This window comes from Epilithonimonas sp. JDS (assembly GCF_021261315.1).
Classification (GTDB): Bacteria; Bacteroidota; Bacteroidia; order Flavobacteriales; family Weeksellaceae; genus Epilithonimonas.
The window spans coordinates 120668-145719 of the sequence record NZ_JAJSAX010000004.1 but is presented as its reverse complement, the minus strand read 5'-3'; the positions used below and the strand labels follow the sequence as shown (position 1 = coordinate 145719).

Here is a 25052-nt window from a genome sequence, read left to right as displayed (position 1 = left end):
CTTACCAGTATTTTTGATTAGAAGTTCCGTAAAGATTCAGCACTCTTTGGGTGTTGTTCTGCTTTTTAGCTCTTAGATAGCTTACCGAAATATTTTTATTGGTATAGTATCTTACCAGATTATGATAAGCTTTAACCTCCTTATACACTCGGTCAACAACATCCATTCTTTCTTTATCATTCAGAGAAAGACCATTCGAGGTGATGATTTCTTTCAGTTCTTTCAAGAGTTCTGTACTCTCGGTAAGAAGTGCAGAATAACCATTGGCAATAGAAGCTAATTCCTGAGCATTGAAGTTGGGATCATTCAGCATCTTTCCGAAATTGTTCACATACATTTCAGAAACATCGCCTACCAAAAGAACAGTCTGTTGAACCTTTCTGGCATCTTTCACCAAATTATTAATAGCTTTCAGCTGATCATAATATTCCTTTCCCTGTTCATAAACTTTCTTAACTTCATTGAAGTTCTTTATCACATTAGATACCGTCGATGAGGTCTGCACAATTTCATTGGCTGAGTTCAGTATTCCGGAGGCGAGGTTCGCAGGATCAGTCACTACAAATTGCGCTTTAGTAAATGTTACGGTAGCAAAGAATGCTACCATCATTGTTTTGATGATTAATTGTTTCATTGTTATAAAATTTTAAATGATTTAATGGTCTTTTGTATTCGATTTAATTCTCTTGAGAGAAATCCGCTTGATGGCATGTTCTACATTTCCATCAAGTTCTGATGCAAGATTCATCACTTCCATCTTTTCTGTTTCTTCAGTGGTATAAGCCAGATATTCTTCGGTAGAAACTTCGGTGGCATAGACCGCAGAGTGTGTTCCCCCCAGTCCAATCCATACTTCTTTGTACAGTCTTCGTGGATTGTTGTTCATATTAATCGACAGTACCTGAGATTTTTCCTTGTCAGTCAATCCCAGCATTGCCTGGATGTCATCGAACTTGTTCATATACTTTCGCTGATCCAAAAGAATCTTACAGTCTGAATTGTTGATAATACTTTCCTTCACAATGGGTGACTGGATGATGTCATCGACTTCTTGGGTCACCACAATGGCTTCCCCAAAGAATTTTCTTACCGTCTTAAAAAGATATTTAATGTACTCTGCCATACCCTCCTTGGCGATTGCTTTCCAAGCTTCTTCGATGAGGATCAGCTTTCTGATTCCTTTAAGTCTTCGCATTTTATTGATAAAGACTTCCATAATGATAATGGTCACAATAGGGAACAGAATCTTATGATCTTTAATGGCATCGATTTCAAAAACGATGAAGCGTTTGGATAACAAGTCCAGCTGCTTTTCTGAATTGAGCAGATAGTCATACTCCCCGCCTCTGTAGTAAGGTTCCAGCACATTAAGGAAATTGGCAATATCAAAGTCCTTTTCTCTGACTTTCTTCTGCTCCAATACTTTTTGATAATCCTCTTTGACATAATCATAGAAGCCATTAAAAGAAGGATGCTCTTCATTGGACTTAATCTTTTCAATATATCCGCTGACGGCATTGGACAATGCTACTTCCTCGGAACGGGTTGGTGGTTCGTCGTCTCTTTTCCAAAGCGTCAGAATCAGGGTTTTGATACTCTCCCTTTTTTCAATGTCAAAGACTCCGTCATCAGTATAGAATGGATTGAAAGCAATGGGATTATCTTCGGTATAGGTAAAATACACCCCATCCTCACCTTTCGTCTTTCCTTTAATCAGTTCACACAATCCCTGATAGGAATTTCCTGTATCGACTAAGAGTGCATGAGCGCCCTGCTCATAATACTGTCGTACCATATGGTTGGTGAAGAAAGATTTACCGCTTCCAGAAGGTCCGAGGATAAACTTGTTTCTGTTCGTGATAATCCCCTGTTTCATCGGCAGATCTGAAATATCCAGATGAATGGGTTTTCCGGTAAGACGGTCAGCCATCTTAATCCCAAATGGTGACGGTGAATCCTGGTAATTGGTTTCTTCGGTGAAAAAACACAATGCCGGTTCGATGAATGTGTAAAAACTTTCTTCACTTGGAAAATCTCCTGCATTGCCCGGGATTCCTGCCCAATATAGAGTGGCTGTATCCGTGGTATTATGGCGGGGTTTACATTCCATTAAGGCTAAAGCACTCCCTGTATCATTTTTCAGCTGCTTGAGCTCAGCAGGATTATCAGACCAGGACATCACATTGAAATGCGCACGGATGGATTGCAGACCATAAGAATGAGCTTCATTCAGATATTTCTCAATCCATTCTTTATTGATCTGATTCGCCCTGCTGTATCTCGCCAATGAATGCATATTCCTTGCAGATTTTTCAAACTGACGAAGGTTTTCATCACTGTTGTCTACGAACAGGTATTGATTGTAAATGTGATTACAACTTAACAAAAGTCCCACAGGAGAAGCAAATGACAAGAGACAGTCACTGCGGTCTGTACTTAGCTTTTCATAACGGCTATGCGATGAAACAGTACCCGGCAAATCCTCCGTATCTGACAAGGTGTGCATGCTGATACGGTTGTTGCCAATCCGCATTTCTTCTGACCCTAACTTGATATCCTGTAATGGAGGATTGATTTCTCGGGATAAAGTCAGATACTGTTCCAGTAATCCTGACCTTTCGGAAGTTCCTGATATTTCGTCTTCAGTCATCCTTTCCAGATGGATGTATCCACTGTCGTTCATAATCCTTTCGAATTGATCGACAGCTTCCAGAAAACGGCTCACAACCTCTTTATCCTTGATCTCCTTCGGAATCAATTTGCCTTTGCAGAGAGATGAAAAATTGCTTTGCATCCGCATTCTCTCCTTACTGGTTTTTGTAATAAACAGATAACAGTAATGATTTAGAAATGGCCGCTCATTGAAATGTCTTTCAAATGATTTTGAAAGAAAACTTTGGTCTTCTCTTGACAAATCTGGATTGTAGTTCTCTTTGATAAACCAGTCCTGCTTATGGACAACGGTAAAATCTGGAAGCGTTTTGATTGCTTTAAACCAAGCGGAATGCATAGCTTCATACTCTGCGGAAGCAACGGTAAACAGTTCAGGAAGCCTAACTTTAAAACAAACTGTAACATCGGCATCTTTTGAAATGATACAGTCATTTTCAATAGCCAGCAAGGGAAATTTACTTTCCAACGTGGCTGCTTTGGAAGAATTTCTCATATGAAAGCTTTTTTACTGTTAGTTTTCAGATAGCGGTAAATACTTTTGCGGCTGATGATGTACTTAGGATGCTTCTTTCGAGCGCCCATTTTCATCAAACCGTGCTCGCCATATTTTCCGTTCAGTGCGAAAGTCTGCCAGATAAGCAAACCACTGCTGGCTCCTCCGAGAATCAGACACAGATAGGTATTGACCCCAGCCATATACATAATCATCACACAAATGAGTAATCCTAATAAACCTCCTGCAAAAACGAACAGGTATTGTGCTTTTAGTCCCTTGAACTCTACCGTTCTTCCAATTCCTTTATTGATATGATAGGTATTCATAATCATCATTTTAAAGAAAGAATGACCGAAGGATTGTCGCTGCAACAATCAGGAAGATACACGCGCCAAACCAGCTGGCAGCAGTCTTACTCGTATCAGGATCACCACTGCTGAACTTGTTGTAAACTTTTACCCCACCGATCAATCCCACGACTGCACCGATGGCGTAAATAAGTTGGGTGGCTGGTTCGAAATAAGAGGTAACCATCTGCGTGGCCTCATTGATTCCAGCGGTACCATTGCCTTGGGCAAAAGCACCCGTTACTGCTAAAATGGTCAGAGCTGACAGCAGTATTTTCTTTCTTTGTTTTTCCATAACTGAAACAGATTATTTGTTACTTTGGCCCACACTCTGTGGGTTGATGAGACAAAAGTGTTATAGAAAAAGCTGGATAGTAATAACTTGGTGTTTGACGGTACTGTTTGGCAAAAACTGGCTTTGGACGAGAAAAAGAAAATATCATAAACATCAATGTGAGTAATGCTATATTTTAAGTACTTGTATTATTTTGTAGCTTTGAATCGTTACACAACATATAAAATTATATTGTAGCAATACGAACCAAGATCAATGCGTAAAAACACTCATAACATTCCTGTCAATTCAATGGATAGCGATTCCCATCAAGGTATTTCTATTGACAAAATCAATCTGGAGAAATCAGATTTCACGCATTCCCACCGGGATGAAGGACATACTTTTCACATTCTTGAAAAAGGGACTGTACATTTAGAAATCGATTTTAATCAATATGAGATCTCTGCGCCTTGTGTGGTTTATATGCATCCAAATCAAGTACACCGCATTTTATCTTTTGATCATATTACAATCTGCTCCTTGTCTGTAAATGATGAACACCTTAATCCAGATTACCTCAAATTATTAGAAGAGATTACACCTACTACACCTTTGGAACTTAGTGATAAAAATTATTTGGTTTTTTATGACCTATTTAAACTTTGCCACAAGTTCTCCATTGAAAAAAACAGTAAGCTTCATTATTCTTTATTTAAAGACAGCTGCAATATGGTGGTTGCATTTCTGATCTCTCAATTTTTGGATCATAAAAAGGAGGAGACCCATCATTCAAGATTTGAAATTATCACTCAACATTTCAAAAAATTATTAGAAAAAAATTACAGGACATATAAAAGACCGGCTGCATACGCTGATCAGCTAAATATTTCGACATCTTATCTGAATGAGTGTGTAAAGAATACAACAGGTTCTTCAGTTTCGCAGCATATCCAGAACAGAGTTGTTTTAGAAGCCAAAAGGATGCTTTATTACAGCGATAAGTCCATTAAAGAAATTTCATTTGAATTGGGCTACGATGACTATACCTATTTTTCAAGACTCTTTACCAAAGCAACAGGAATGTCTGCACTTTCCTTTCGTAACAAATACCACGATTAGTCCAATTCTTACCACGTCTTCTTATTTTACCAATCTGCTTTATTTAAGAATTTTGCATTAGAATTTAAATGCTTAGAAATGGAACAGAATAACAAAGTGCTGGTATCGGGTGCTAGCTTCGCAGGACTTACCACTGCATATTGGATGAATAAAATGGGCTACGAAGTGACAGTAGTGGAGATTGGTAATGATCTTAAAATGGGTGGAACTCCTGTAGATATTAAAGATGAAACCGTTGAAATAGTAAAACGGATGGGTCTTTTTGAACAAATAAAAGCGCAAAGAATAGGACCTGAAAAATGGGAGTTTAAAAACGCTGATGACGTGAGTGAAAAAATTGTTTTATTGGATAAACCGTTAGATAATGAGTTTGAGATTGAAAGGGATAATTTGCTTAATATGCTTTTTGATCTTATCAAAGACGACGTTAATTTTATCTTTAATAATAGCATTGCGTCTTTAGATGAAAAAGAATATGGCATTCAAGTCGGTTTTAAAGATGGTACTCAAAATCTATTTGAATTGGTATTTGGTTGTGACGGAATTCATTCTGCGGTGCGGAGAATATGGTTTGGAGAAGAAGCAGAGTATGCTCATTTTCTAGGACAGTATTTTTGTATTGCAATTGCCAACAGATTATTGGTGGAAGAAGGCACTTATCAAATGTACGCAGAACCAAATAAAGGTCTCGCTCTGTATGCTTATAACCATAAAACCGACATCATTTTCACCTTCCGTCCTGAAAAGGAAATAATTTATGATTACCGAAATCAAGAGCAAATGAAACAGATTGTTCTTGACCATATACAAGGAATGAATTGGAGAGCTTCAGAAATGAGAGACGAATTATTAAACTCAAAATCCTTTTACTTTGATAAATTCTGTCAAATAAAAATGCCATCCTGGACGAAAGGCCGTGTAGCATTGGTAGGTGATGCGGGTTATTGCGCTTCGCCGGCAGCCGGAATGGGCGGTTCTCTTGCTATCATAGGGGCTACTGCTTTGGCAGATGCCTTTAAAAAATGCAATGGAGATACTAAGCTGGCATTTGAAGATTATAACAAAGATCTCCGCCCTTTCATAGAGGACATACATGCAGGCGCAGTGCAAATGCTAGATAAGCTCCTTCCATCAACACAGGATGAAATAGACAGGAGAAATAAGACTGGTTTTGAGTTTTGAAGGGGTAATGACTCTAATCTCATCTCGACAAATTTCTTTTATCATTCTCTCGGATTCGATAAATTAAAAAAGGGGAATTTGTTTAAACAAACTCCCCGATGTCGAAACCTTCTGCATCATTTTTATGGTTGGAAGTTATTACAGCATCGGCATTCGGCATACTTTTATTCAGGAGATCAGCAATCTTTTTTGAAGCATCACCCAATGAATTTTCCAAAAGGCTGAAAAGCTCGGTTCCGTGAATTTTCTGAATGATATTGACCGCTTGTTGTTCTAAGACAGGCTCCAAAACATCCTGTTGAAGAATGTGCCCCGCAGTGCTCAATTCATCGAAGGTAACCCCTGTGGCAAACCCGCTTTCAGTTTCAGATAATTCCTGATATTGCCAGTCTTCTTCCTCTTCCTCCCAGGCGTTGTTTTTGTCCAGTATGTCCTCTATATTTTTCTTCTGATCATACCTGTCAAAAATTTCCTCAGTGGTTTCTGGATCAAACTTATCACGACTTACAATTTCAGAAGCTTCCTGTCGCTGATGGGAAGCATATGGCATTAATGGTCTGTCAGGTTTCTTTGTTTCTCCCATGACAGACGGCGCGTCCAACCACTTATCGGTGCGTTTTTTTCGAGGATTAGGAATAGAAAGCTTCTTGTCTAACAATAGCAGAACTATAATGATCACTAGACCTATTATGATTATTTTTTCCATATAAGTAAGTATTAAAAGATGGGACGGTATTTATTGTTGAAATCATCGGTGATCTCTTTTTCAAACATTTCAAAGTGATGAGCTAGGATATTGTCGAGATATGCGTACAATGGAATCTGATCATCTGCAATGATCTGGATGATTCTTGAGAGCCGCTCGTGATATTCTGCACGGATGTAAATGCTTTTATCACCACGTTTTGTCATAGAATGCTTGCTCAGAAACTGTTCGACATAGGTTACGTCAATGTTTTTTTTATGTTTCATTTTTTGCTTCGTCACGGGCTTTTCATTTGGGGCTTCCAACTCCTGCTTTTGCGATTCTTTCTTCGCACTACCAGCCATAATGGACATCAGGTAATGTTCATCTATACCATGGTCTTCGCTGTTTTTCTTATCATTTTCCATACTTCTACAAATTGACAATTTTTAAAAACTCTTCCATAAAACTGTCAAGCCTGCATAAGGTCATCAATCTAGGATCTGCAGGTAACAAAGTTGAACGGAAGACCGTCTTTGCAACCGTCTCCCCTTCCTTACGGAATCTTTTGCTGTCGCTTATGGAAGTTTCCATAAGCTGAAGTCCGAGATCTTTGATTACCTTGCTGAAATTTTCATACAGTAGCGTCTTTTCTCTTCCGTCCACCTGATTCCAGAAGAGCTGTATGCTTTTAATTGCAGTCTGTTTTTCTTTCATCAGGACGTTCGTAAGTACATCCGTAAAACTTAATGTGCTTTCAAGAACAACCCTATCCGCAGTTACAGGTGAAAAAATATAATGTACGCTGGCGAGCGTTCGCAAAATACCCGCTGTATTGACCGTTCCGGGAAGATCCAGAAAAATAACATCGGATGCCGTCTCTGAATTACTTATATACTCCTGCATTTCTTCCAGGACCGTGTCGGCCTTACTTTGAAAAATGGGATATGCTTTTTTATTTAGGCTTGTAAACTGCCTGTGAGCCATTTTTTTCAGTGCCTCATTTTGCATCACGGTCTTCAAATCCCGTTCCCGCATTTGCATTAAACTGTATTGTGGAAAATCACAGTCGAATACCGCAACATTGTATCCCATTCGATAATGCAGTATGCTGGCGACCAATGTTGTGAAAGTACTTTTTCCTACCCCTCCTTTCTGAGTCGAAAAGGCAATGATGAGTGGTTGTTTTTTTGTTTTCATTTTTTTTGATTTTATTGTTAAACTTTGGTTTTAATCAATATGAGGATGCTTACGCTCCGGCTAGAATGAAATCTGCTCGTACGAAGATCTTCCAAGCCTGAAAGCGTTCCTGATGTACAGCCTTATAATCAGCTTTCAGGCAGTCAGGCGGTCAAGCGTATTGCCGTGAACAGATTCTGTACTTCAGGCAAGATGGAATTCCTTACTTATTGTGGTCAGTACTGCTGGCTTTCTGGCAATCCGAAAAGCCTGCCTTCAGGGGCTCAAACAATTTTGTCGTACAGCACGCGTGCTGAGATTCCTGTACAAATAACCGACATCAAACAATGTCGGGTTTCATAGTGGTTGTCTTTGGCCGGCAATGGTGGTTTTTGGCATTTTCTAATGCATATACACATTTACGCATTGTCAATTACTTTGTCAGTGGAGAATGGAATGGTCTTGAGAAATTTTTAATATTCTATTTTTCTAATCTCAAGGCATACATCAGGAGCATCTGATCTATTGCATTTGATAGGACTATCCTTTCACCCGAAAGGGGCAAGTTGTGTTTTCAGCATCTCGAAACCTTTTCGGCTGCTGAAAACAACTTGCCCTTGCAGGGAGCCTAGAAACAATCTCCGAAGTCGTTGTTTTATAAAATTAAATTAGATCATTATGAATGAAAATGGAAAAGCCCCAAAAAAGACAGGTCGTCGCCCAAAAGCTGATCCTGCTAAAATTAGATATACGATCTCTTTTAATGAGGTCGAACACTCCCGGTTTCTTGAACTTTTTGACCGATCAGGAATGACCGTCAAAGCTCATTTTATAACATCCTGCATCTTTGAAAAGACGATAAAAACTGTGAAATTGGATAAAGGAACGATTGATTTTTATATGAGGCTTACCTCATTTCACAGCCAGTTCCGTGCGGTCGGTATTAATTACAATCAGATTGTTAAACTGCTATACACTCATTTTTCTGAGAAAAAAGCGGCGGCTTTACTTTTTAAATTGGAAAAGCAGACTATAGAAATGGTGCAAATATTCAAAAAAGTAGTTCAACTGACTGAAGAATTTAATCAAAAACATCTTAAGAAAGACGAATAATATGATTGCGAAAATTGGTAGAAGCAGCAATTTGTTCGGTACATTGTCCTACAATAATTTGAAAATAGAGAAGGAGAAAGGAAAAATTCTGCTGACTAACAAAATTATTGAAACGGCAGATGGAAAGTACACGGTAAGTCAGCTCGCAAAATCTTTTGAGCCTTATTTATTAGCCAATCGAAATACAGAAAAACATACGCTGCATATTTCTTTAAATCCTGATCCTAAAGATCACGTATCTGATCAGCAGTATACGGAAATCGCCCAGAAATATATGCAGGAAATGGGCTATGGCGAACAGCCTTTCGTAGTATTTAAACATACGGATATAGACAGAAGTCATATCCACATCGTTTCTGTTTGCGTCGATGAGGATGGTAAAAAAATCTCTGATAAATTCGAAAAGGTTCGGTCAATGAAAGTATGCCGTGAACTGGAAGAGAAATTCGGATTAATATCTGCCCTGGAAAAAGAAAATAAGTTGAACAGCCCGATTTTTAAGGCGGTCGATTATAACAGAGGCGATATTAAAAGTCAGATTGCCTCAGTGGTAAGACATATTAGTTCTCAATATCAATTTCAGTCGTTGGGGGAATACAATGCCCTGCTCACTCTTTTCAATATTACTGCGGAAAAAGTGGAAGGAGAACTGCACGGTCATTTGCAAAAAGGTTTACTGTACTTTCCAACAGACCGGAATGGCAAAAAGACAGGCCATCCTTTTAAAGCATCGCTGTTTGGAAAAAAGGCTGGTCTTGATTCTTTGGAAAGGCACTTTGAGTCTTCCATAAAAAGAATGAAAAGTCTTCCTGTGAGGGAAAAGCTAAAAGAAAAAATCGTATTGACAGTACAATCTTCAAACGATGAAAAATCATTCACAAAAAAATTACAGAAAGAAGGAGTTGATACAGTGATCCGTAAAAATAATGAAGGAAGAATTTATGGAATGACATTTATTGACCATCCATCTAAAACAGTTTGGAATGGATCACGTTTGGGAAAGGAATGTTCAGCGAATGTTTTTAATGATCAATGGAATAAGCCAAGTGAGACGGGAGATAAGGAAATGAATGATCAACATATTTTTCATCTAAAACCTACTCAAGACAGTCATCATCTTTTCAATGCAGTTGAAAGTAGCGGAGATTCTTTTTTCGAATCCTTTGGTGGAATTCTTCCGCCTGTAAGTAATGAAAATGATTATGAAGAAATTGAATTTGCCAGCAGAATGAAGAAAAGAAAAATGAGAAAAAAGAAATAACTAGATAAGGTCTAATATAAACTGACAACGTTTTTCAATAGTATTTTTGGAACGATACAAGTCTCATAGCCAAGTTCAATATAGATCAGTTTCATCTTTATAAATTTCTACCGCTTCCTACCAACTTTGTTTGAGTTTGGACTGCCAAATAGCGCCATTTATTTACAAATATTCCCAGATATACCATAGTATCTACTTAGTAAATAATTTCCAGTCCTAACATTTAATGTAAAGAAAATGCAAGGAGAAGATGACGTAAGGGGATTAGCTAAAATTATGGGATTCATGAGAGCGGTAAGCATTATCGTTGTGATGATGCATCTTTACTGGTTTTGCTATGGATTTTTTGATAAGCATCAGTGGACAATCGGCATCATTGCAAAGATGCTGCATAATTTTAACCGGACTTCAGGTCTATTCTCACATCCCTTATATACCAAATTATTTGCAGTCATACTTTTAGGTCTGAGCTGCCTTGGAACAAAGGGCGTAAAAAGTGAGCAGATAACCTGGAACAAAATCATACGAACTCTCATAATTGGGTTTCTATTATTTTTCTTGAACGGCTGGTTGCTAAAATTTCACGACGACATTATTGTATATCTCTATTTGCTTTCTACCGGACTAGGATATATTTTGTTAATGCAGGCTGGTATATGGATGAGCCGTATATTGAAAAACAATTTGATGGATGATGTCTTCAACAGTGAAAATGAAAGTTTTCAGCAGGAGACTAGATTGCTTTACAATGACTACTCAGTCAATCTACCTACTAAATTCTACTATCGAGGACACTGGCATCAAGGATGGATCAATGTCGTCAATCCATTTCGTGCAACCATTGTTTTAGGGACACCCGGTTCAGGAAAATCTTATGCTGTAGTCAACAATTACATTAGGCAACATATCGAAAAGGGCTTTTCAATGTATATCTATGATTTTAAATTTGATGACCTTTCAACAATCGCTTATAATCATCTTCTACATCATTCCGATTCTTATACCATAAAGCCAAAATTTTATATCATCAACTTTGATAATCCTCGAAAAAGCCACCGCTGTAATCCATTAAATCCTGATTTTATGACGGATATTTCGGATGCCTATGAAGCAGCATACACGATAATGTTAAATCTTAACAGAAGCTGGATACAGAAGCAGGGTGACTTTTTTGTGGAATCCCCAATTATTCTTCTGGCCGCTATTATCTGGTTTTTGAAAATCTATGATGATGGTAAGTACTGTACTTTTCCACACGCTATTGAGCTGCTGAACAAAAAATATGAAGATGTATTTACCATTCTGACATCCTATTCTGAATTGGAAAACTACCTCTCCCCTTTTATGGATGCCTGGCAGGGAGGTGCACAGGATCAATTGCAGGGACAGATCGCCTCAGCAAAGATTCCCTTATCAAGGATGATATCGCCGCAACTGTATTGGGTAATGACGGGAGACGATTTTTCTTTGGATATTAATAATCCGAAAGAACCAAAAATATTGTGTGTCGGTAATAACCCTGACCGTCAGAATATCTATTCTGCGGCACTGGGGCTTTACAACTCAAGAATTGTAAAACTGATCAATAAAAAAGGGCAACTGAAAAGCTCAGTCATTATTGATGAGTTACCTACCATTTATTTTAGAGGTCTTGATAACCTTATTGCAACAGCACGAAGCAATAAGGTTTCTGTTTGCTTGGGATTTCAGGATTTTTCCCAGCTTACCCGGGACTATGGTGATAAAGAAAGTAAGGTCATTCAGAACACAGTCGGAAACATTTTCAGCGGACAGGTGGTTGGTGAAACAGCAAAGGCTTTATCCGAAAGATTTGGTAAGGTTCTACAGAAGAGACAAAGTATATCCATTAACAGGAATGATACCTCGACATCTATCTCCACGCAACTAGACAGTCTGATTCCTGCATCTAAGATTTCAACCTTGACTCAGGGATTTTTTGTAGGTGCTGTTTCGGATAATTTTGATGAAAGAATAGAACAAAAGATTTTTCATTCGGAAATTGTCGTTGATACTGCAAAACTTTCAGCGGAGGAAAAGCATTATCAAAAGATACCGGAAATTCGTTCTTTTGCAGACGAGGACGGCAATGACGGTATGAGACATGAAATTGAAAAAAATTACAGAAGTATTAAAACTGATATTCTTCAGATCATAAAAAGTGAAATAGAAAGAATTTCTAATGACTCCGATTTGCAGCATTTGGTGCAGTAATTTGTAAATTAACTCAATAGCGAAGCCCTGACATTTATCTAAATTAAGTTGGTCTCACATCATGAAAGATAGATTCATCGTTTCTGTGTCATAATGATAATTATTGTTTACAGTCCAATTGTCAAAACTATAGCTTTAATCATAATTTTTACTTTTGTTAGGACTTTTACAAGCATATCTATTCTTGATGCTAAAGAGAATATTTGCAAATTCAAAAAAGAAAAATGAAAACCCTGTTTTAAACGTGAAAAACAAGCCGAAAGTTATATCTAGATTTTTTTTACAAATATTCATTATACCAACTCAATAGGATTCCAGTCAGTTTTAACAACAACATTATTTGGAACATCGGACACATCATTGTAACACAACAAAAACTTATTTACATAGGTTCTCCCCTACAAGGATATATTTCAGATGAGTTGTTTAAAAAATACCAATCGAGAACAAAACCAACAGAATCAGTTTCTCGACAAGAAGCAGATGAACTTAAATCATTTTTGACTTCAAAAATTGAGCGCACAATTAATGATTTCGAAAACGGCATCTTTATCCGCTACAACAAAAGCATCACTGGTATTGGCTTTCATCAAATTTCTATACAAGATGCTTTTGCGTACAAAAATTATCACTAGGATCTGCATTTGGGATACATAATGAGTATTAAGAAATTTGTTTAAAAAAGGTTCTCTTAAAAAATAATATTGATAACATTTAGATACTACGTAATAAATATCAGGTTATAATGATAGTTTTTTGATATTCTTCGCCTTATTGGCATTTCATCTTAACTGATATAAGGTAGGTCTATAAATTCATAGTTTTGTACTCAAACAATTATAGATGAATTTGCGAAGAAATAAATTAGAATATATCTGTCTCAAACCCGATGAACCACTAATAGATATAGTGGAAAGCATTTGGATGGTAAAAAACAACTCTGATGAAGAAAAAGAAGGCATTATAGTTCCGGATGGAAAAATAGATTTATTTCTGCTAGCTGATGAAAATGGAAATTTTGAAATTTTCATTTCCGGAATATGTTCTGCTCCAATCACCAAACCTCCATTTCCCAAATCTACAATGTTTGCAATCAGCTTTTATCCCATTGCTGCCGAATATATTTTCAACCAATCTTTTGCAGATTTAAATAACATCAAGAAAACACTTCAGACAGGGTACTGGGGATTTTCAAGAGATGATCTGAATGATTTTAATCAATTTTACCATAAAACTACAAAGGTTATTTCTTCGTTATTATCCAAAGAAATAGACGACCGAAAAAAGAAGTTATTTAAACGCATTCATGCTTCTAAAGGAGAAATTACGGTAAAAGAACTCGAAGAAAATATTTTTTGGAGTAGCAGACAAATGAATCGTTATTTCCACAAATGGTTGGGCGTAACGCTTAAATCCTATCTAAATATAATCCGTTTCTCCAACTCATTAAAACAACTAAAAAATGGAGATTTCTACCCCCAACTCGATTATGCAGACCAATCACATTTTATAAGGGAAGTGAAAAAATTTGCAGGAGTAAAACCAATTATTTTAAATAAAAATGAAAACGACCGATTTATCCAATTTAGCCTGATGCCGGAAAAGTAATTTTGTTCTGTAATCAAAATAAGAATAAAATGAATTTAAATCACATTAACATCGTTGTGCAAGACGTAGATAAAGCTGTAAATTTATTTACAAAACACCTGGGTTTTAGTTTAATTGTGAATAGAAACAGCAAAATGGCAGTTCTGGAAAACGGCAATAATTTCGCCTTAGTTATTTGGGGACAGGAACTGAACCACAAAGAAAATACGCCTGAATATCCAGAGAATTTCCACATCGGATTTTATCAGAAGGATGAGCAAACAGTTTGGGATATTTATGAAAAGTTAAAACCAGAAACTTACTTACAATTTGAAAGTGAACCTAAGAAAATCAGGAATACATTTGGCTTCTATTTCTTTTTTGAAAAACTGATGATAGAAATAAGTGTTAGTCCATTTAAGGATAATATTGCATAGCTTGCCAACCACCAATAGATCATTTAAATTAAGTGATCTATTAACTTTTTAGGGGAAAATTATAGCTAATAAATCTATAGCCGTACTTCTTATTTGGTCTTAAATTCAGTAGGTCTCATGTTGGTCAGTTGCTGAAAATTATTGCTAAATGCTGCTATATTCGAATATCCTATTTCATAGGCTATCTCGGTCATGTTCAGATCTGTATCTTTTATCAATTCCATCGCCCGGATTATCCGGAGCATTTTTAAGTATTGAACAAAAGTAATATGCAATTTCGTTTGAAATAATCTGGTCAGACTACGCACACTCATTCCCGATTGCTGAGCAATAGTATCTAAACTTAGATCTTCACTTAATCGATTTCTAAAACTGTCGATTATCGCATTGAGCCGTTGATCGTCCGTTGTAGGAAGTTGGATGGAGAATTTTTTGAGATTTTCCTTTGATAATACATTCTTAAGCATGGTCAAAAATTCAAATTCCCATGAACCTTTAAAATAATTACCCTGCCATTTCTCGCTAAATGAGAGCATCTCTGCAAGCAACTTACTCACGGGATAGATACCCAATTCATCATAAAAACCTCTCACTTTTTTTTCTGGAAAATAAATATTAATAATATATAAATCCTGTGTATTAAACATCAAATTGTGAGGATAATTTTTCGGTATCCAGATATAATGATTAGACGGAATATAGAAATCTTTTGCCTCTGTTTGTAAATAAGCAATTCCTCCATAAACCAATAATAACTGAGCCTTATTGTGTTGATGAGAGGGCAAACGCTGCTCCGTCTGTTGTCGCATCACGAGGATTGAATCAGGATGTTGATCAACACTATTTATTAATTGGTTAAGAATTTCCACTTTGCCAAATATAACAAATATTAGGCTAATTATATAAAAAAACAGATTGATGTGTTGAATAATTTTGCTTTGTTAATAATAGCAGAATCATTATGAAACATAAAATCATAAAAACTGACAAGTATTTTGAACTTGAAATACAAGCTAAAAAATTTGAACACAAACCACTTCATCCGGATGAAGAAGTTGATAAAGCTAACAGCTACTGGTTAGCTTGTGCCTATTCCAGTCCCTTTATGCCAATAGTCGATTTAAGCTTTGCTTTTGATGAATTGAAAAAGATGCTAAAACAATGGTTAGAAAGTAGAAAAAAACCAATCATTTATAAAAACAAAACTAATGAAACAATATAAAACAGTTCCGATTTTGGGCATACTGTTGCTGCTATTTGCATCTTCTATTTACGCTCAGCAGACAGAAAATAAACAATTACTAAGTTTAGAAGAAATATGGAAAGTGGCTGAAACGAATAATCGACAACTAAAACTATCCGACCTAAATCTTCAGCAGAGTAAAATAGAAATATTGGAAGCCAAAGATCGGTTGTTGCCCGAGCTTTCAGTAGGTGGAGACGTAAAACTCAACTCCAAATTTCTGATCTATGAAAATGGATTATTCTCTTCTCCACAGGATGTGCCTGTAAAAGGTTACGGGTACGGAGTAGGCTACAACTTGAACTTTAATCTTTATAATGGTGGTAAAGACAAAAGAAACATTGCCATGAAAAAGGAAGAAGAGACACGAAAACAATATGAAGTTGAGCTGCAAAAGCATAGTGTAAAATATAATGTCTCAGTTGCTTATTTTGATTTGTATAAGTTTTTGCATTTCTATGATTTTCTTCATGCAGAGATTGAAGCAGAAAAAAAACAATTGAGATTGATAGAAAGTTTGCATAAAAACGGTACCGTATTAAAGAGTGATGTACTGAGAACCTCCGTGAAATTGTCTCAACTGGAACTTAATCTTTCTGATGTTACAAAAAAGATTGAAATCACCAAACAACGGCTCAATATTCTGATGGGACGTGAAAATGATATGGGGCTAGCAATCAAATACGAAGATACAATTGAATTAAACGCTATCACAGACGGTGATTACAATGACTATGTAGACATTGCTTTCAACAAATCTCCAGAATACAAAATAGTCAATAGCGACATCAAATGGAGCGAACTGAATATAAAGCAGATCAAGGCGACACGATTACCAAAAGTTTCCTTGTACGCTAACTATAATTACAACTATCCACAGATTTCCTTTTATCCATACTCAAATGACCTGTGGGGATTTGGTCAGGCAGGAATTAAAGTACAGTATTCTATTGATAATCTGTACAAAAGTAAACACACCATTGCTCGTGCCCAAGTTGTTAACAATCAAGCTATAGAAAAAGCAGAGATGAAGAAGGACGAAATCTCTCTTCAAGTAAAAGAAGCTTATTTACAGCAGCAACAGGCTTTGGAGAGCGTGGAAACGGCTGAACAAAATATCATCAAAAGCACCGAGACCGTTCGTGTCATCAGAAGTAGCTACTTAAACCAGGAATCGCTACTGACCGATCTTTTGGAGGCAGAAAATGCTTTACTGGAAGCAAAATTCAATCTGATAACAGCACAGACAAACGTAAAAGTAAGCCATATCAGACTATTGACAATTGTAGGAATTCTTTAATACAACTATTATGAACAAAAATAAAACAGATAAAATTGTTGTAGGCCTGACCAAATGGTTTGGTATTGCATTATTCATAGGGATCATTATTTGGGGAGCTATCTATTTCTTTAAAGGATATCGCTATGAACAGACCAACGACGCTCAGGTAGATGCTTACTTGTCGCCCATAAACGCAAAAGTGGGTGGCTATATCAGTAAAATATATTACAAGGACAATCAGCTTGTTAAAAAAGGTGATACACTTGTTGTCATTGAGTTGGACGAGTATGGACTGAAAAAAGATGCTGCATCAGCAGAACTCATGAGTTCACACGCTAAATTACCGATTTTGACGGCGAGCGAAGAAACGCAACTTAAAAGTATTGAGGTTATAAAAGCACAATTAGCAGGAGCAAAAGCGAGATTGAACCAACAGCAAAAAGAATTTGACCGTTATAAAAATCTACTGGCGGATGAATCTACCACACAACAAAAATTCGACAACATCAGTGCTTCTTTATCCATTGCACAGTCAGATTATGATCAGGCTAAAGCTTCTTTAGAAGTAGCAGAATCTAAACTTAATGATTTCAGAGCTCAACATAATGCTATACAGGCAGAGATAAAAATTAAAGAAACACTTGTTCAAAGACAGGAATTGGACATTCGATATACGGTTATCACTGCACCTTTTGATGGGCAAATTGGTAAAAAGACCATTCAGGAAGGTCAATTGATACAAGCTGGGCAAACTTTGGCTTTTTTGTTGAACAAAGCCGAGGAAAAATGGGTGATTGCAAATTTTAAAGAAACACAGATTGGCAACTTTAAGATTGGACAAGCAGTGTTTATAGAAGTTGATGCTTTCCCGAATGAAAAATTCAAAGGTACTATCGAATCACTTTCGCCCACCACAGGTTCACGTTATTCGCTACTTCCACCGGATAATGCAACAGGTAATTTTGTCAAAATCATCCAACGGATTCCTGTAAGAATTAAACTGACCGATACGCCTGAAAAATTAGGGAAACTCTCTGCCGGGATGAATGCTAACGTTTATGTTTTAAAAGATTAATGATGCAAGCACATAAAATTCCTATTTTCAAATCCTGGGTATCTGAATGGGTGGCGAGATCCGTCATATTTGCTATCCTGATGACCTGTCTGTTTAGTTTCGCTTTTTATGGTAGTCCGGTTGCAGCAATGGGTTTCTATGGGATAAAGCCTACAGATGTACAATATGGTATGGTCGTTATCTATGGCTCTACCGTAGCTTTCCTGGCACTTGATTTTCGGATCGTAAAATATTTTGCACCAAGGAAATATTTACTGATTGCTATTGCTGTAAATGCAATATGTTCTGTGATCTGTTTTCATTTCAAAGATTGGACATTATTTGTTATTTGCCAGTTTTTTCAAGGAATTACCTGTGCATTGATGTCAAGCATCGTCTTACAACTTATTTTCCCAAGATTACAGTCCGTACGTGCACGTGTGATTGCTTTTAGCATACTATATGGCAGCATACAGATTGCCGTTCCTTTTTATTCTATTTTTACCAGCGTGGTTATTCATTTCTTTGATTTTAACTGGCTATTCTACGGATTTATTGTCATACTCATCATTTTGACAATTATTTTATTGCTAACAATGAACAGTAAAGCTCGATTTACCAAAAAGATTCCACTTTATCAGGTGGATTGGATAGGTTATCTGTTTTACGTGTCTTTTATATTAATCTTAGGATATATTCTAGTTTACGGACGACAATTGGGATGGTTCGGTAGTCCATTAATAACTTCGCTTAGTGTCGTTAATCTAATGATTCTTTCACTTTTCATCAGTAGAGAATTGAAACTTAAAAGACCATTAATCAACTTGCAGATTTTCAAGACAAAGAATTTTGTCATTGGGCTATTATTACTTTTTGCATTTTATATTTTTAAGGGAAGTACAGGACTTGCTTACGGCTATCTTGAGGTAATTTTAGGAAATGACCCACTGAGCACCATTCCGATATGGACGTCTGTAATTTTTGGAACTACAGTGAGTATGTTCATTACCTCCAGATTTGTCTTGATGGGCTACAATCTGATAAGAATGATTATTGCTGGCTTTGGACTCATGGCGATTTATTACGCTTATATGATACTATTTGTTTCTGTACAAGGCGAAACAATTGATTTCATTTTACCGATGTTTATTTATGGTGTGGCAACAGGAGTCTTATTTGTTCCTATTGTTTCGTTTACCGCTTCATCAGCACCGCCAGCAATTGCTATCAATGCATCGCTTGTTGGTATATTGGCTAGGTTTACAGGGTTTACAGCTAGTCTGGCACTGAATAACGAGCTTCAATTATTTGCAAAATCAGGAGTTCGTGAAAAGATTCGGGAAGCAGTTACGGAAACCAACCCTGAATTACCAGCTACCTTACTGGATATTCAAAATCAATATATGAACGCAGGCAGCGATATTTATACTTCAAAAACATTATCCTCAGCCTATATTAATCAAATGATAGGTCATCAGATATTGGCTCGTGCTACAAGAGATTATTATGATTGGATGCTGACAGGTGTGATTTTCGTAATTGTTATTTTGTTCTTTTTACCACAGATTCGACAAGTTGTTTTACGATTAGGGAAAGGTAATATTCCTTATTAAAACTTTTTTATGATTAGATTTTTAAAATGAGACTAATTAAAGTAGATGCCATAGATAAAAAATAATGAGTGGTAACCTGATTTGCAATCACCTAATTTAATAATGCTTGATAAACCAGAAACTTAAAAGCAATTCTGGTTTATCAAGCATAGGTCACTCCCCCTCAATATTTTGAAAATGCTGAGAAAGATTATCGCTGACGATATTTAAAAACTTAGTCGGTCCCTGCTTCCTGTTTCGGATCTCAAAGATGGTCTTATGGAAGTTTCCAAGGTCTGTATCCAATGATTTTTCAACAGACTTGATCACTTCGCTAAGTTCAACATTTCCGCCGTTAAAGCACCGCATATGGTATAAGGCATAGACCAGCTCAATAAGTCCAACCTTGGATGCTGACCAGACTAATGGCGATGTAGATTTGCTGCTATCTCTATCTGATAAACCGTCAATCTGCTTTTTTAAATACTGGTCAAATTTTTCGTTCGCCATAAATTTGGCAATAAGCTGATCATGAGAGGTCGTGAAGCTGGTATCGAAATTGTAGAACCCCAATGAGAGTTTCATTTTAAGATCATAGGAATCCCTGACAAATACTTTATGATCCAGATAAGTCGCTTCCCTCCTATAATAACTGTAAAAATCAGATTGTTCTGCATAAAATTTTTCGAGCTTTCTCTGCTCTGCCTCATAGTATTTCTTCAAGGCTTTATTTCCGACATTGGGCTTATGAGATTCTACATCTAAAACCGTTGAATAATAAATGAACTTGGAAATGAATTTTGGTTTCAGCTTTTTGAAGAAATGAATTTCTTCGCCCAAATTCTCAAAATGATGAGCAGACACTAAAGACTTTAATTGTCTGATAGAATTATCGATTAAGATTAAAGATTTTTCTGCAACTTTCAACATATCATTTTCATCATACATTTCATTGATCTTAAGCTCTAAATCTTCATGCAGTTTTGCAATTTTTCTAAAAATAGTTTTTGTTACCATGTCCTTTTTTTAGAAATTTACAAAAAAACGTTTAGCGACGGCTCATTCAGCTGATTCTCAATTCTTTTTTCCGCTTTTTGATGTAATCTGTTGGTCGGATGCCATTGATATCGTAGAAAAGATTTGAAAAATTCTGACGGGCTGCAATCCCACACTCTTCTGCCAAGGCTTCTATGGTGTAGTTGAGGTATTTAGTATTGGTGTTTAAGAGGTTTGTTATATAATTGATCCTGAGTTCTGCAATATACCTTGTGAAATTCATCCCTTTATTCTCATTGATATAGATGGATAGATAATTTGCGTTGGTATTAAGTTTGGCAGCAATACTATTTTGAGTAATGCCTTTCTTTGTAAATTGCAGTTCTCTCTCGAATTTTTCCAGCCTTTCACCAATGTCAGATGTTACTTCAGGCGTCAGGAAAGTTTTTCTTAAGGAGTATTCCTGAGATTGCTCTTCAACAGTATTGGCAATGCCATAAGAGCCTTCTTCAATTCTCTTTTGCAGTAGGTCATATTGTTTTTTTATTCTGCGGTCCTTCCGGTATCGGATGACAAAAAATATAATAGTAATCGTACTCGACAAGATCAGGAATTGGGCGATCCGCATTTTTTTCCTGCCTGCCTTCTCAATGTCTTCTCTTTGCTCAATGAGTGACCTGCGGTCGTACTCCTTATGAAGTTTTCCTGATAAGTATGGATAATCCTTGCTGATCATACTGTCCGCCTTCAGAAGCTGATCAGTATAATACAATTGTTTGTCGAGGTCTTTGTTTTTATAATAGCTGATGAGATAATTGTAACTTTTATAAACCTCCGGTAGGATAAATCCTTCTTTGACAAAGATGGAATCGATTTTACTGTAATAGCCGATCACAAAATCATCCAAATTCTTAGCCTCTGAGATCTTTCCAAGGTAATAGTAAATGACGGATACCCATGCAAAGTCATTTCTTTTCAAGATCGCAGGTAATGCCCTGTTTAGATCCGACGCCGCACCATCATAATCTTTCTTCAAAAATTTGGAGATCCCTATACATTTTAGAAAATAGCTGTTCTCCAATAGAAAGTCACGGTCACCCTCAGTCAGTTTATATCCCAATTTGCTCAGACTGTCACTTGTGGAGACATTTTTTAAGTACCGATTGACAACGGTCATTTGATGAAGTGAATTGAGATAGGCTTTCTTGTTGTTGAATTGTAGGTTTTCATGCAGACCTTTTTGATTCATGGCCCTTTCATAAAATTGAGAACATTCCTGAAAATGCTCAAGGGCTTCATCATAATATCCCAGATGTTCCTTGACGATACCTAAATGGTAAATTACTTTGTAATGCTGGTACCTGTCATCCGAGCCTTTTGAGAATTCATAGGCTCTCATATACTGGTTTAAAGCCAGCTTATATTTTTTCTGGTAAAAGTAGTAGATGATCCCTTTGCTTAAATAATCTTTACTGATATCATCTTTGGTGCCGTACTTGATACTAGCTGCCAAAGCACTGTCAGCATATTTCATCTTGTTGTTATAATCAAATTGCCTTCCGTCCCTGAAGCCCTGGATTAATTGAGAATTCTTGCTTTCAGATTTTGCTTTTTGAATGTAGGCCTTCACAAAAGGTATTGCCTGCTCATCATCAATGGTCATTTTTTCGTAATTGCTTCTGATCTCTCTGAAAGTCCGTACTTCTTTTTGCTGGGAAAATAATAATTGTGAATAGGCAGAAAGCAGGACGAGAAAGTAATTTAACTTTTTCATATACTGATTATTAGAACCTCACCATCTCAAAAATACGCATTTTGATTTTAAAAAATGCCTTTAGCAGCCAGCGAAGACCATTCGATACATAATATGATGTGACCATTGATAAATACGCCTTTAGGAGCATTTTTATGATGGTACAATTTTAAAATTGAGACGTATCTATTTAAAAATTGCCCCACAGGACAGTTTTTTTCCGGCCTCAGCGCTAATAACTTTGGCTTCAGAATTCTAATTCAATCCGACGTCGGGATAACCAAATCAAAAGAAATTACAATGAAAAAGTTAATCCCAATTTTTAGTATAGCAATCGCTGCAATGAGTTTACAAAACTGTTCGAACCGAGATGAAGATCTCATACGAGATGACAACTCGTATGAGGATCTGAACATATCGATCATGAAAAAAGACTCTGCAAGATCATCAGAAGAAATAGTTGATCCCGATCCGCCGGTAAGAGATGGAGACAATTGGAGGATCTCGAATAAAAATTAATCAATTCTATGACCTATGATTCCTCATACCTCCATATCAGCAGCCACAGGCTTACCATGTCCGGAAAGCGGCATCTGGGAGAGTATGGGGAATTTCAGAACAACGGTGACCCTATTTAAAGGTGAGCCCATGCCCGAGTACTGCGGAATGAAGATCAAATGGAGACTTATACAGTTATGTTAAATTAAATAAAAACAAAGCAATGAAATCTTTTAAGCCAATTTTTGTCAAAGCTGTTTCGTATTTTTTTATCCTGCTTTTTATTTACGCAAGTGTCAGTAAGCTTTTGGACTTTGAGAATTTTCAGGTACAGTTAGCGCAGTCACCTATGCTTGGAGCGTATGCAGCCGTCGTTTCATTGCTCGTTATTATTGTTGAACTGATAATTGTGTATCTTTTAGTTATCCAAAAATTTCGTCTAACAGGGCTTTATGCATCTCTGGGTATCATGTCAGCGTTTACGATGTACATCTATCTTATATTAAATTACAGCGATTCTATTCCCTGCTCTTGTGGAGGTATACTTGAGAAAATGGATTGGAATCAACACCTCATTTTTAATCTATGCTGTGTGCTCTTATTGATCGTGGCAATAATTATTAGTAATGTTACAAAGACAATAAAGTTAATGAGCCGGCTTGCATTGTTTACAATCCTGCCAGTATTGGCTGTGGTATTGGTATACGATATCAATGTTGATGATCATCAAGGTTCCTTCAAAAGGAAAGTGATCGAACCATTAGCAGTGGAATATCAGACCTTGAAGTTTCCTATGAATAACTATTATTTAGCAGGAAGTTATGGTGATTCCCTATTTTTAGCAAACCACAAAACACCACTCCTTCTTTCAACCATAACACCTGAATTTAATTCCATTAAACTGGACACGATCAGATTGAATAATTATAAGTATAATTTTGTCAGTGTTACGATTAATGTCTTATATCCATATTTGAGCGTCTCTGATGGAAAGGTGCCGGTAATTTTTGAAGGGAAACTCCCATCTTTAATGGCGTATGAGACAGGTATTAATCGACTTTATTTTTCGAGATTCTATATGCTTGAACCACAAAAATATGTATTTAAAACAATGCTTGTTAAAACAAAAGAAAGTGAACTGGGTATTTTAAATACGGCAACGAAAGAGTATCAAATTTTCCCGGATGCATTACAGAAAAACACAGATGGTGTTTTTGACACCGATGGGGACTTGACTCTGGATCATCAAAACAGAGAAATTGTTTATACCCATTACTACCGTAGCGAGCTGATGACAGCGGATTTTAATTTCCAAAATATTCAAAGGAAAAGAATGATTGATTCGCTTTCTCATATGGTAATTGAAACCCAAAATCTTAAGAACGGACAACAAAAATTAGTCAGATCTCCAAGCGTCATCAATAAGGTCCAGACTGTGTATGACAATAAGTTTTACAATGTGTCTATTATGAGGGGCAGAAATGAATCAAGGGATGTGTCCAGAAACAATTATATCATCGACGTCTATAAAAATCCAACGAAACAATATTTCTACAGTTTTTATATCAGGAATACTGAGCATGATAAGATCAGAGGAATATTATCTACAAAACATTATTTCTATGTACTGTCTGATAACAAAATTACAAGGTATACATTTAAATAATATCTGTTGGCCGACAGAACAGGGAATGCCGAAAACCTGTTGATTTAGAGTAGGCATAACATCAAATTTTATTACAATGAAAAATTTCATTTTACCCGCAGTTCTGATTCTGATAGGAACAGGGACTGCATTCGCTACCCAGGAAGCGAAAAGCAGCAGCAACAAATTAGCTGCGAGACAAGGCTATATTTTTAATAGCGCAACCAACCAATGGGACAGAAGTGTCATGTGTGAAACAATCTTAAACCCGATTTGTACGGTAGACGGATTGCCAACAGGACAGCAAGTTTTCGGAACAAGCGGTCCGGAAGTTGACCATCCCGAAACGGCCAATGTCGAATTATACAAGATTGATTAAAAACAGCTCCCGGAAGGGAGCT

General features: G+C 36.7%; 24 protein-coding genes. 14 read left to right on the top strand and 10 right to left on the bottom strand.

What is annotated here, in order from left to right; all coding sequences use genetic code 11:
- Nucleotide 1: 1 nt before the first annotated feature.
- The 4 genes from LUD75_RS12825 to LUD75_RS12810 are packed head-to-tail and all read right to left on the bottom strand — an operon-like array spanning nucleotide 2 to nucleotide 3811.
- Nucleotides 2-610 (bottom strand): DUF4141 domain-containing protein, encoded by a 609-nt coding sequence (locus LUD75_RS12825; RefSeq protein WP_232706327.1) that lies wholly within the window; start codon nucleotides 608-610, stop codon nucleotides 2-4.
- A gap of 45 nt (nucleotides 611-655) precedes the next feature.
- Nucleotides 656-3166: a TraG family conjugative transposon ATPase gene (locus LUD75_RS12820; protein ID WP_232706111.1), complete on the bottom strand. Its 2511-nt coding sequence runs from the start codon at nucleotides 3164-3166 to the stop codon at nucleotides 656-658.
- Nucleotides 3163-3495, bottom strand: a complete 333-nt coding sequence (locus tag LUD75_RS12815) for a DUF4133 domain-containing protein (protein WP_232706109.1) — start codon at nucleotides 3493-3495, stop codon at nucleotides 3163-3165. Before LUD75_RS12815 ends, LUD75_RS12820 begins: the two co-directional genes overlap by 4 nt.
- A gap of 10 nt (nucleotides 3496-3505) precedes the next feature.
- Nucleotides 3506-3811: a DUF4134 domain-containing protein gene (locus LUD75_RS12810; RefSeq protein WP_232706107.1), complete on the bottom strand. Its 306-nt coding sequence runs from the start codon at nucleotides 3809-3811 to the stop codon at nucleotides 3506-3508.
- Nucleotides 3812-4066: 255 nt separating this feature from the next.
- Between LUD75_RS12810 and LUD75_RS12805 the strand changes: the two genes are divergently transcribed.
- On the top strand, nucleotides 4067-4912 hold the full coding sequence (locus LUD75_RS12805) for a helix-turn-helix transcriptional regulator (protein WP_232706106.1): 846 nt from the start codon (nucleotides 4067-4069) through the stop codon (nucleotides 4910-4912).
- A gap of 78 nt (nucleotides 4913-4990) precedes the next feature.
- Nucleotides 4991-6094, top strand: coding sequence for an FAD-dependent monooxygenase (locus LUD75_RS12800; RefSeq protein ID WP_232706103.1), 1104 nt, complete (start codon nucleotides 4991-4993; stop codon nucleotides 6092-6094).
- Between the two features lie 82 nt (nucleotides 6095-6176).
- Here the strand turns inward: LUD75_RS12800 and LUD75_RS12795 are convergent, their stop codons facing one another.
- The 3 genes from LUD75_RS12795 to LUD75_RS12785 are packed head-to-tail and all read right to left on the bottom strand — an operon-like array spanning nucleotide 6177 to nucleotide 7979.
- Nucleotides 6177-6800 carry a hypothetical protein gene (locus tag LUD75_RS12795; protein ID WP_232706102.1) on the bottom strand — a complete coding sequence of 208 codons (624 nt, stop codon included), beginning with the start codon at nucleotides 6798-6800 and terminating at the stop codon, nucleotides 6177-6179.
- Between the two features lie 11 nt (nucleotides 6801-6811).
- Nucleotides 6812-7207 (bottom strand): DUF3408 domain-containing protein, encoded by a 396-nt coding sequence (locus LUD75_RS12790; protein WP_232706101.1) that lies wholly within the window; start codon nucleotides 7205-7207, stop codon nucleotides 6812-6814.
- 4 nt (nucleotides 7208-7211) lie between these two features.
- Entirely contained in the window at nucleotides 7212-7979 is a 768-nt protein-coding gene (locus tag LUD75_RS12785; RefSeq protein WP_232706100.1) for a ParA family protein, read from the bottom strand.
- Nucleotides 7980-8636: 657 nt separating this feature from the next.
- Between LUD75_RS12785 and mobA the strand changes: the two genes are divergently transcribed.
- The 5 genes from mobA (at nucleotide 8637) to LUD75_RS12760 (ending at nucleotide 14588) form a co-directional block, all read left to right on the top strand.
- A complete protein-coding gene (gene mobA / locus LUD75_RS12780) occupies nucleotides 8637-9071 on the top strand; it encodes a conjugal transfer protein MobA (protein ID WP_232706098.1) in 435 nt (144 codons plus the stop codon).
- Nucleotide 9072: 1 nt separating this feature from the next.
- Entirely contained in the window at nucleotides 9073-10332 is a 1260-nt protein-coding gene (mobB, locus tag LUD75_RS12775) for a conjugal transfer protein MobB (RefSeq protein ID WP_232706096.1), read from the top strand.
- Nucleotides 10333-10569: 237 nt separating this feature from the next.
- Nucleotides 10570-12564, top strand: coding sequence for a conjugal transfer protein MobC (gene mobC, locus LUD75_RS12770; RefSeq protein WP_232706094.1), 1995 nt, complete (start codon nucleotides 10570-10572; stop codon nucleotides 12562-12564).
- 843 nt (nucleotides 12565-13407) lie between these two features.
- Complete coding sequence (locus LUD75_RS12765; RefSeq protein WP_232706093.1) at nucleotides 13408-14172, top strand: AraC family transcriptional regulator; 765 nt, start codon at nucleotides 13408-13410, stop codon at nucleotides 14170-14172.
- Between the two features lie 29 nt (nucleotides 14173-14201).
- Nucleotides 14202-14588 (top strand): VOC family protein, encoded by a 387-nt coding sequence (locus LUD75_RS12760; protein WP_232706092.1) that lies wholly within the window; start codon nucleotides 14202-14204, stop codon nucleotides 14586-14588.
- 89 nt (nucleotides 14589-14677) lie between these two features.
- Here LUD75_RS12760 and LUD75_RS12755 read toward each other — a convergent pair whose 3' ends face one another.
- The gene (locus LUD75_RS12755) at nucleotides 14678-15457 is read right to left on the bottom strand and encodes an AraC family transcriptional regulator (protein ID WP_232706090.1); all 780 of its coding nucleotides are present in this window, start codon (nucleotides 15455-15457) and stop codon (nucleotides 14678-14680) included.
- Between the two features lie 92 nt (nucleotides 15458-15549).
- Here LUD75_RS12755 and LUD75_RS12750 point away from each other — a divergent pair, with 92 nt between their 5' ends.
- From LUD75_RS12750 to LUD75_RS12735, 4 genes are read left to right on the top strand one after another with little or no spacing between them, the layout of a single operon-like run.
- Complete coding sequence (locus LUD75_RS12750) at nucleotides 15550-15810, top strand: hypothetical protein (RefSeq protein WP_232706089.1); 261 nt, start codon at nucleotides 15550-15552, stop codon at nucleotides 15808-15810.
- Nucleotides 15797-17131, top strand: coding sequence for a TolC family protein (locus tag LUD75_RS12745; protein WP_232706087.1), 1335 nt, complete (start codon nucleotides 15797-15799; stop codon nucleotides 17129-17131). The genes LUD75_RS12750 and LUD75_RS12745 overlap by 14 nt, the downstream gene beginning before the upstream one ends.
- Nucleotides 17132-17141: 10 nt before the next feature.
- Nucleotides 17142-18188, top strand: a complete 1047-nt coding sequence (locus tag LUD75_RS12740) for an HlyD family secretion protein (protein ID WP_232706086.1) — start codon at nucleotides 17142-17144, stop codon at nucleotides 18186-18188.
- A gap of 2 nt (nucleotides 18189-18190) precedes the next feature.
- Nucleotides 18191-19780 carry an MFS transporter gene (locus LUD75_RS12735; RefSeq protein WP_232706085.1) on the top strand — a complete coding sequence of 530 codons (1590 nt, stop codon included), beginning with the start codon at nucleotides 18191-18193 and terminating at the stop codon, nucleotides 19778-19780.
- Between the two features lie 153 nt (nucleotides 19781-19933).
- On the opposite strand, the gene LUD75_RS12730 is transcribed toward LUD75_RS12735, so the two are convergent.
- Nucleotides 19934-20776: an RteC domain-containing protein gene (locus LUD75_RS12730; RefSeq protein WP_232706084.1), complete on the bottom strand. Its 843-nt coding sequence runs from the start codon at nucleotides 20774-20776 to the stop codon at nucleotides 19934-19936.
- A 46-nt stretch (nucleotides 20777-20822) separates the two neighbouring features.
- Nucleotides 20823-22529: a helix-turn-helix domain-containing protein gene (locus tag LUD75_RS12725; protein WP_232706082.1), complete on the bottom strand. Its 1707-nt coding sequence runs from the start codon at nucleotides 22527-22529 to the stop codon at nucleotides 20823-20825.
- A gap of 279 nt (nucleotides 22530-22808) precedes the next feature.
- Between LUD75_RS12725 and LUD75_RS12720 the strand changes: the two genes are divergently transcribed.
- The 3 genes from LUD75_RS12720 (at nucleotide 22809) to LUD75_RS12710 (ending at nucleotide 25030) form a co-directional block, all read left to right on the top strand.
- Nucleotides 22809-23027, top strand: a complete 219-nt coding sequence (locus LUD75_RS12720; RefSeq protein WP_232706081.1) for a hypothetical protein — start codon at nucleotides 22809-22811, stop codon at nucleotides 23025-23027.
- Nucleotides 23028-23229: 202 nt separating this feature from the next.
- The gene (locus LUD75_RS12715) at nucleotides 23230-24672 is read left to right on the top strand and encodes a MauE/DoxX family redox-associated membrane protein (protein WP_232706079.1); all 1443 of its coding nucleotides are present in this window, start codon (nucleotides 23230-23232) and stop codon (nucleotides 24670-24672) included.
- Nucleotides 24673-24748: 76 nt separating this feature from the next.
- Nucleotides 24749-25030 carry a DUF6520 family protein gene (locus LUD75_RS12710; protein WP_232706077.1) on the top strand — a complete coding sequence of 94 codons (282 nt, stop codon included), beginning with the start codon at nucleotides 24749-24751 and terminating at the stop codon, nucleotides 25028-25030.
- The last annotated feature ends 22 nt before the right edge of the window (nucleotides 25031-25052 follow it).

Bases quoted from the DNA above. Each gene is read 5' to 3' on its own strand.
- LUD75_RS12825 (WP_232706327.1), bottom strand. From the start codon at position 610: ATGATGGTAGCATTCTTTGCTACCGTAACATTTACTAAAGCGCAATTT.
- LUD75_RS12820 (WP_232706111.1), bottom strand. From the start codon at position 3,166: ATGAGAAATTCTTCCAAAGCAGCCACGTTGGAAAGTAAATTTCCCTTG.
- LUD75_RS12815 (WP_232706109.1), bottom strand. From the start codon at position 3,495: ATGAATACCTATCATATCAATAAAGGAATTGGAAGAACGGTAGAGTTC.
- LUD75_RS12810 (WP_232706107.1), bottom strand. From the start codon at position 3,811: ATGGAAAAACAAAGAAAGAAAATACTGCTGTCAGCTCTGACCATTTTA.
- LUD75_RS12805 (WP_232706106.1), top strand. From the start codon at position 4,067: ATGCGTAAAAACACTCATAACATTCCTGTCAATTCAATGGATAGCGAT.
- LUD75_RS12800 (WP_232706103.1), top strand. From the start codon at position 4,991: ATGGAACAGAATAACAAAGTGCTGGTATCGGGTGCTAGCTTCGCAGGA.
- LUD75_RS12795 (WP_232706102.1), bottom strand. From the start codon at position 6,800: ATGGAAAAAATAATCATAATAGGTCTAGTGATCATTATAGTTCTGCTA.
- LUD75_RS12790 (WP_232706101.1), bottom strand. From the start codon at position 7,207: ATGGAAAATGATAAGAAAAACAGCGAAGACCATGGTATAGATGAACAT.
- LUD75_RS12785 (WP_232706100.1), bottom strand. From the start codon at position 7,979: ATGAAAACAAAAAAACAACCACTCATCATTGCCTTTTCGACTCAGAAA.
- mobA (WP_232706098.1), top strand. From the start codon at position 8,637: ATGAATGAAAATGGAAAAGCCCCAAAAAAGACAGGTCGTCGCCCAAAA.
- mobB (WP_232706096.1), top strand. From the start codon at position 9,073: ATGATTGCGAAAATTGGTAGAAGCAGCAATTTGTTCGGTACATTGTCC.
- mobC (WP_232706094.1), top strand. From the start codon at position 10,570: ATGCAAGGAGAAGATGACGTAAGGGGATTAGCTAAAATTATGGGATTC.
- LUD75_RS12765 (WP_232706093.1), top strand. From the start codon at position 13,408: ATGAATTTGCGAAGAAATAAATTAGAATATATCTGTCTCAAACCCGAT.
- LUD75_RS12760 (WP_232706092.1), top strand. From the start codon at position 14,202: ATGAATTTAAATCACATTAACATCGTTGTGCAAGACGTAGATAAAGCT.
- LUD75_RS12750 (WP_232706089.1), top strand. From the start codon at position 15,550: ATGAAACATAAAATCATAAAAACTGACAAGTATTTTGAACTTGAAATA.
- LUD75_RS12745 (WP_232706087.1), top strand. From the start codon at position 15,797: ATGAAACAATATAAAACAGTTCCGATTTTGGGCATACTGTTGCTGCTA.
- LUD75_RS12740 (WP_232706086.1), top strand. From the start codon at position 17,142: ATGAACAAAAATAAAACAGATAAAATTGTTGTAGGCCTGACCAAATGG.
- LUD75_RS12735 (WP_232706085.1), top strand. From the start codon at position 18,191: ATGCAAGCACATAAAATTCCTATTTTCAAATCCTGGGTATCTGAATGG.
- LUD75_RS12730 (WP_232706084.1), bottom strand. From the start codon at position 20,776: ATGGTAACAAAAACTATTTTTAGAAAAATTGCAAAACTGCATGAAGAT.
- LUD75_RS12725 (WP_232706082.1), bottom strand. From the start codon at position 22,529: ATGAAAAAGTTAAATTACTTTCTCGTCCTGCTTTCTGCCTATTCACAA.
- LUD75_RS12720 (WP_232706081.1), top strand. From the start codon at position 22,809: ATGAAAAAGTTAATCCCAATTTTTAGTATAGCAATCGCTGCAATGAGT.
- LUD75_RS12715 (WP_232706079.1), top strand. From the start codon at position 23,230: ATGAAATCTTTTAAGCCAATTTTTGTCAAAGCTGTTTCGTATTTTTTT.
- LUD75_RS12710 (WP_232706077.1), top strand. From the start codon at position 24,749: ATGAAAAATTTCATTTTACCCGCAGTTCTGATTCTGATAGGAACAGGG.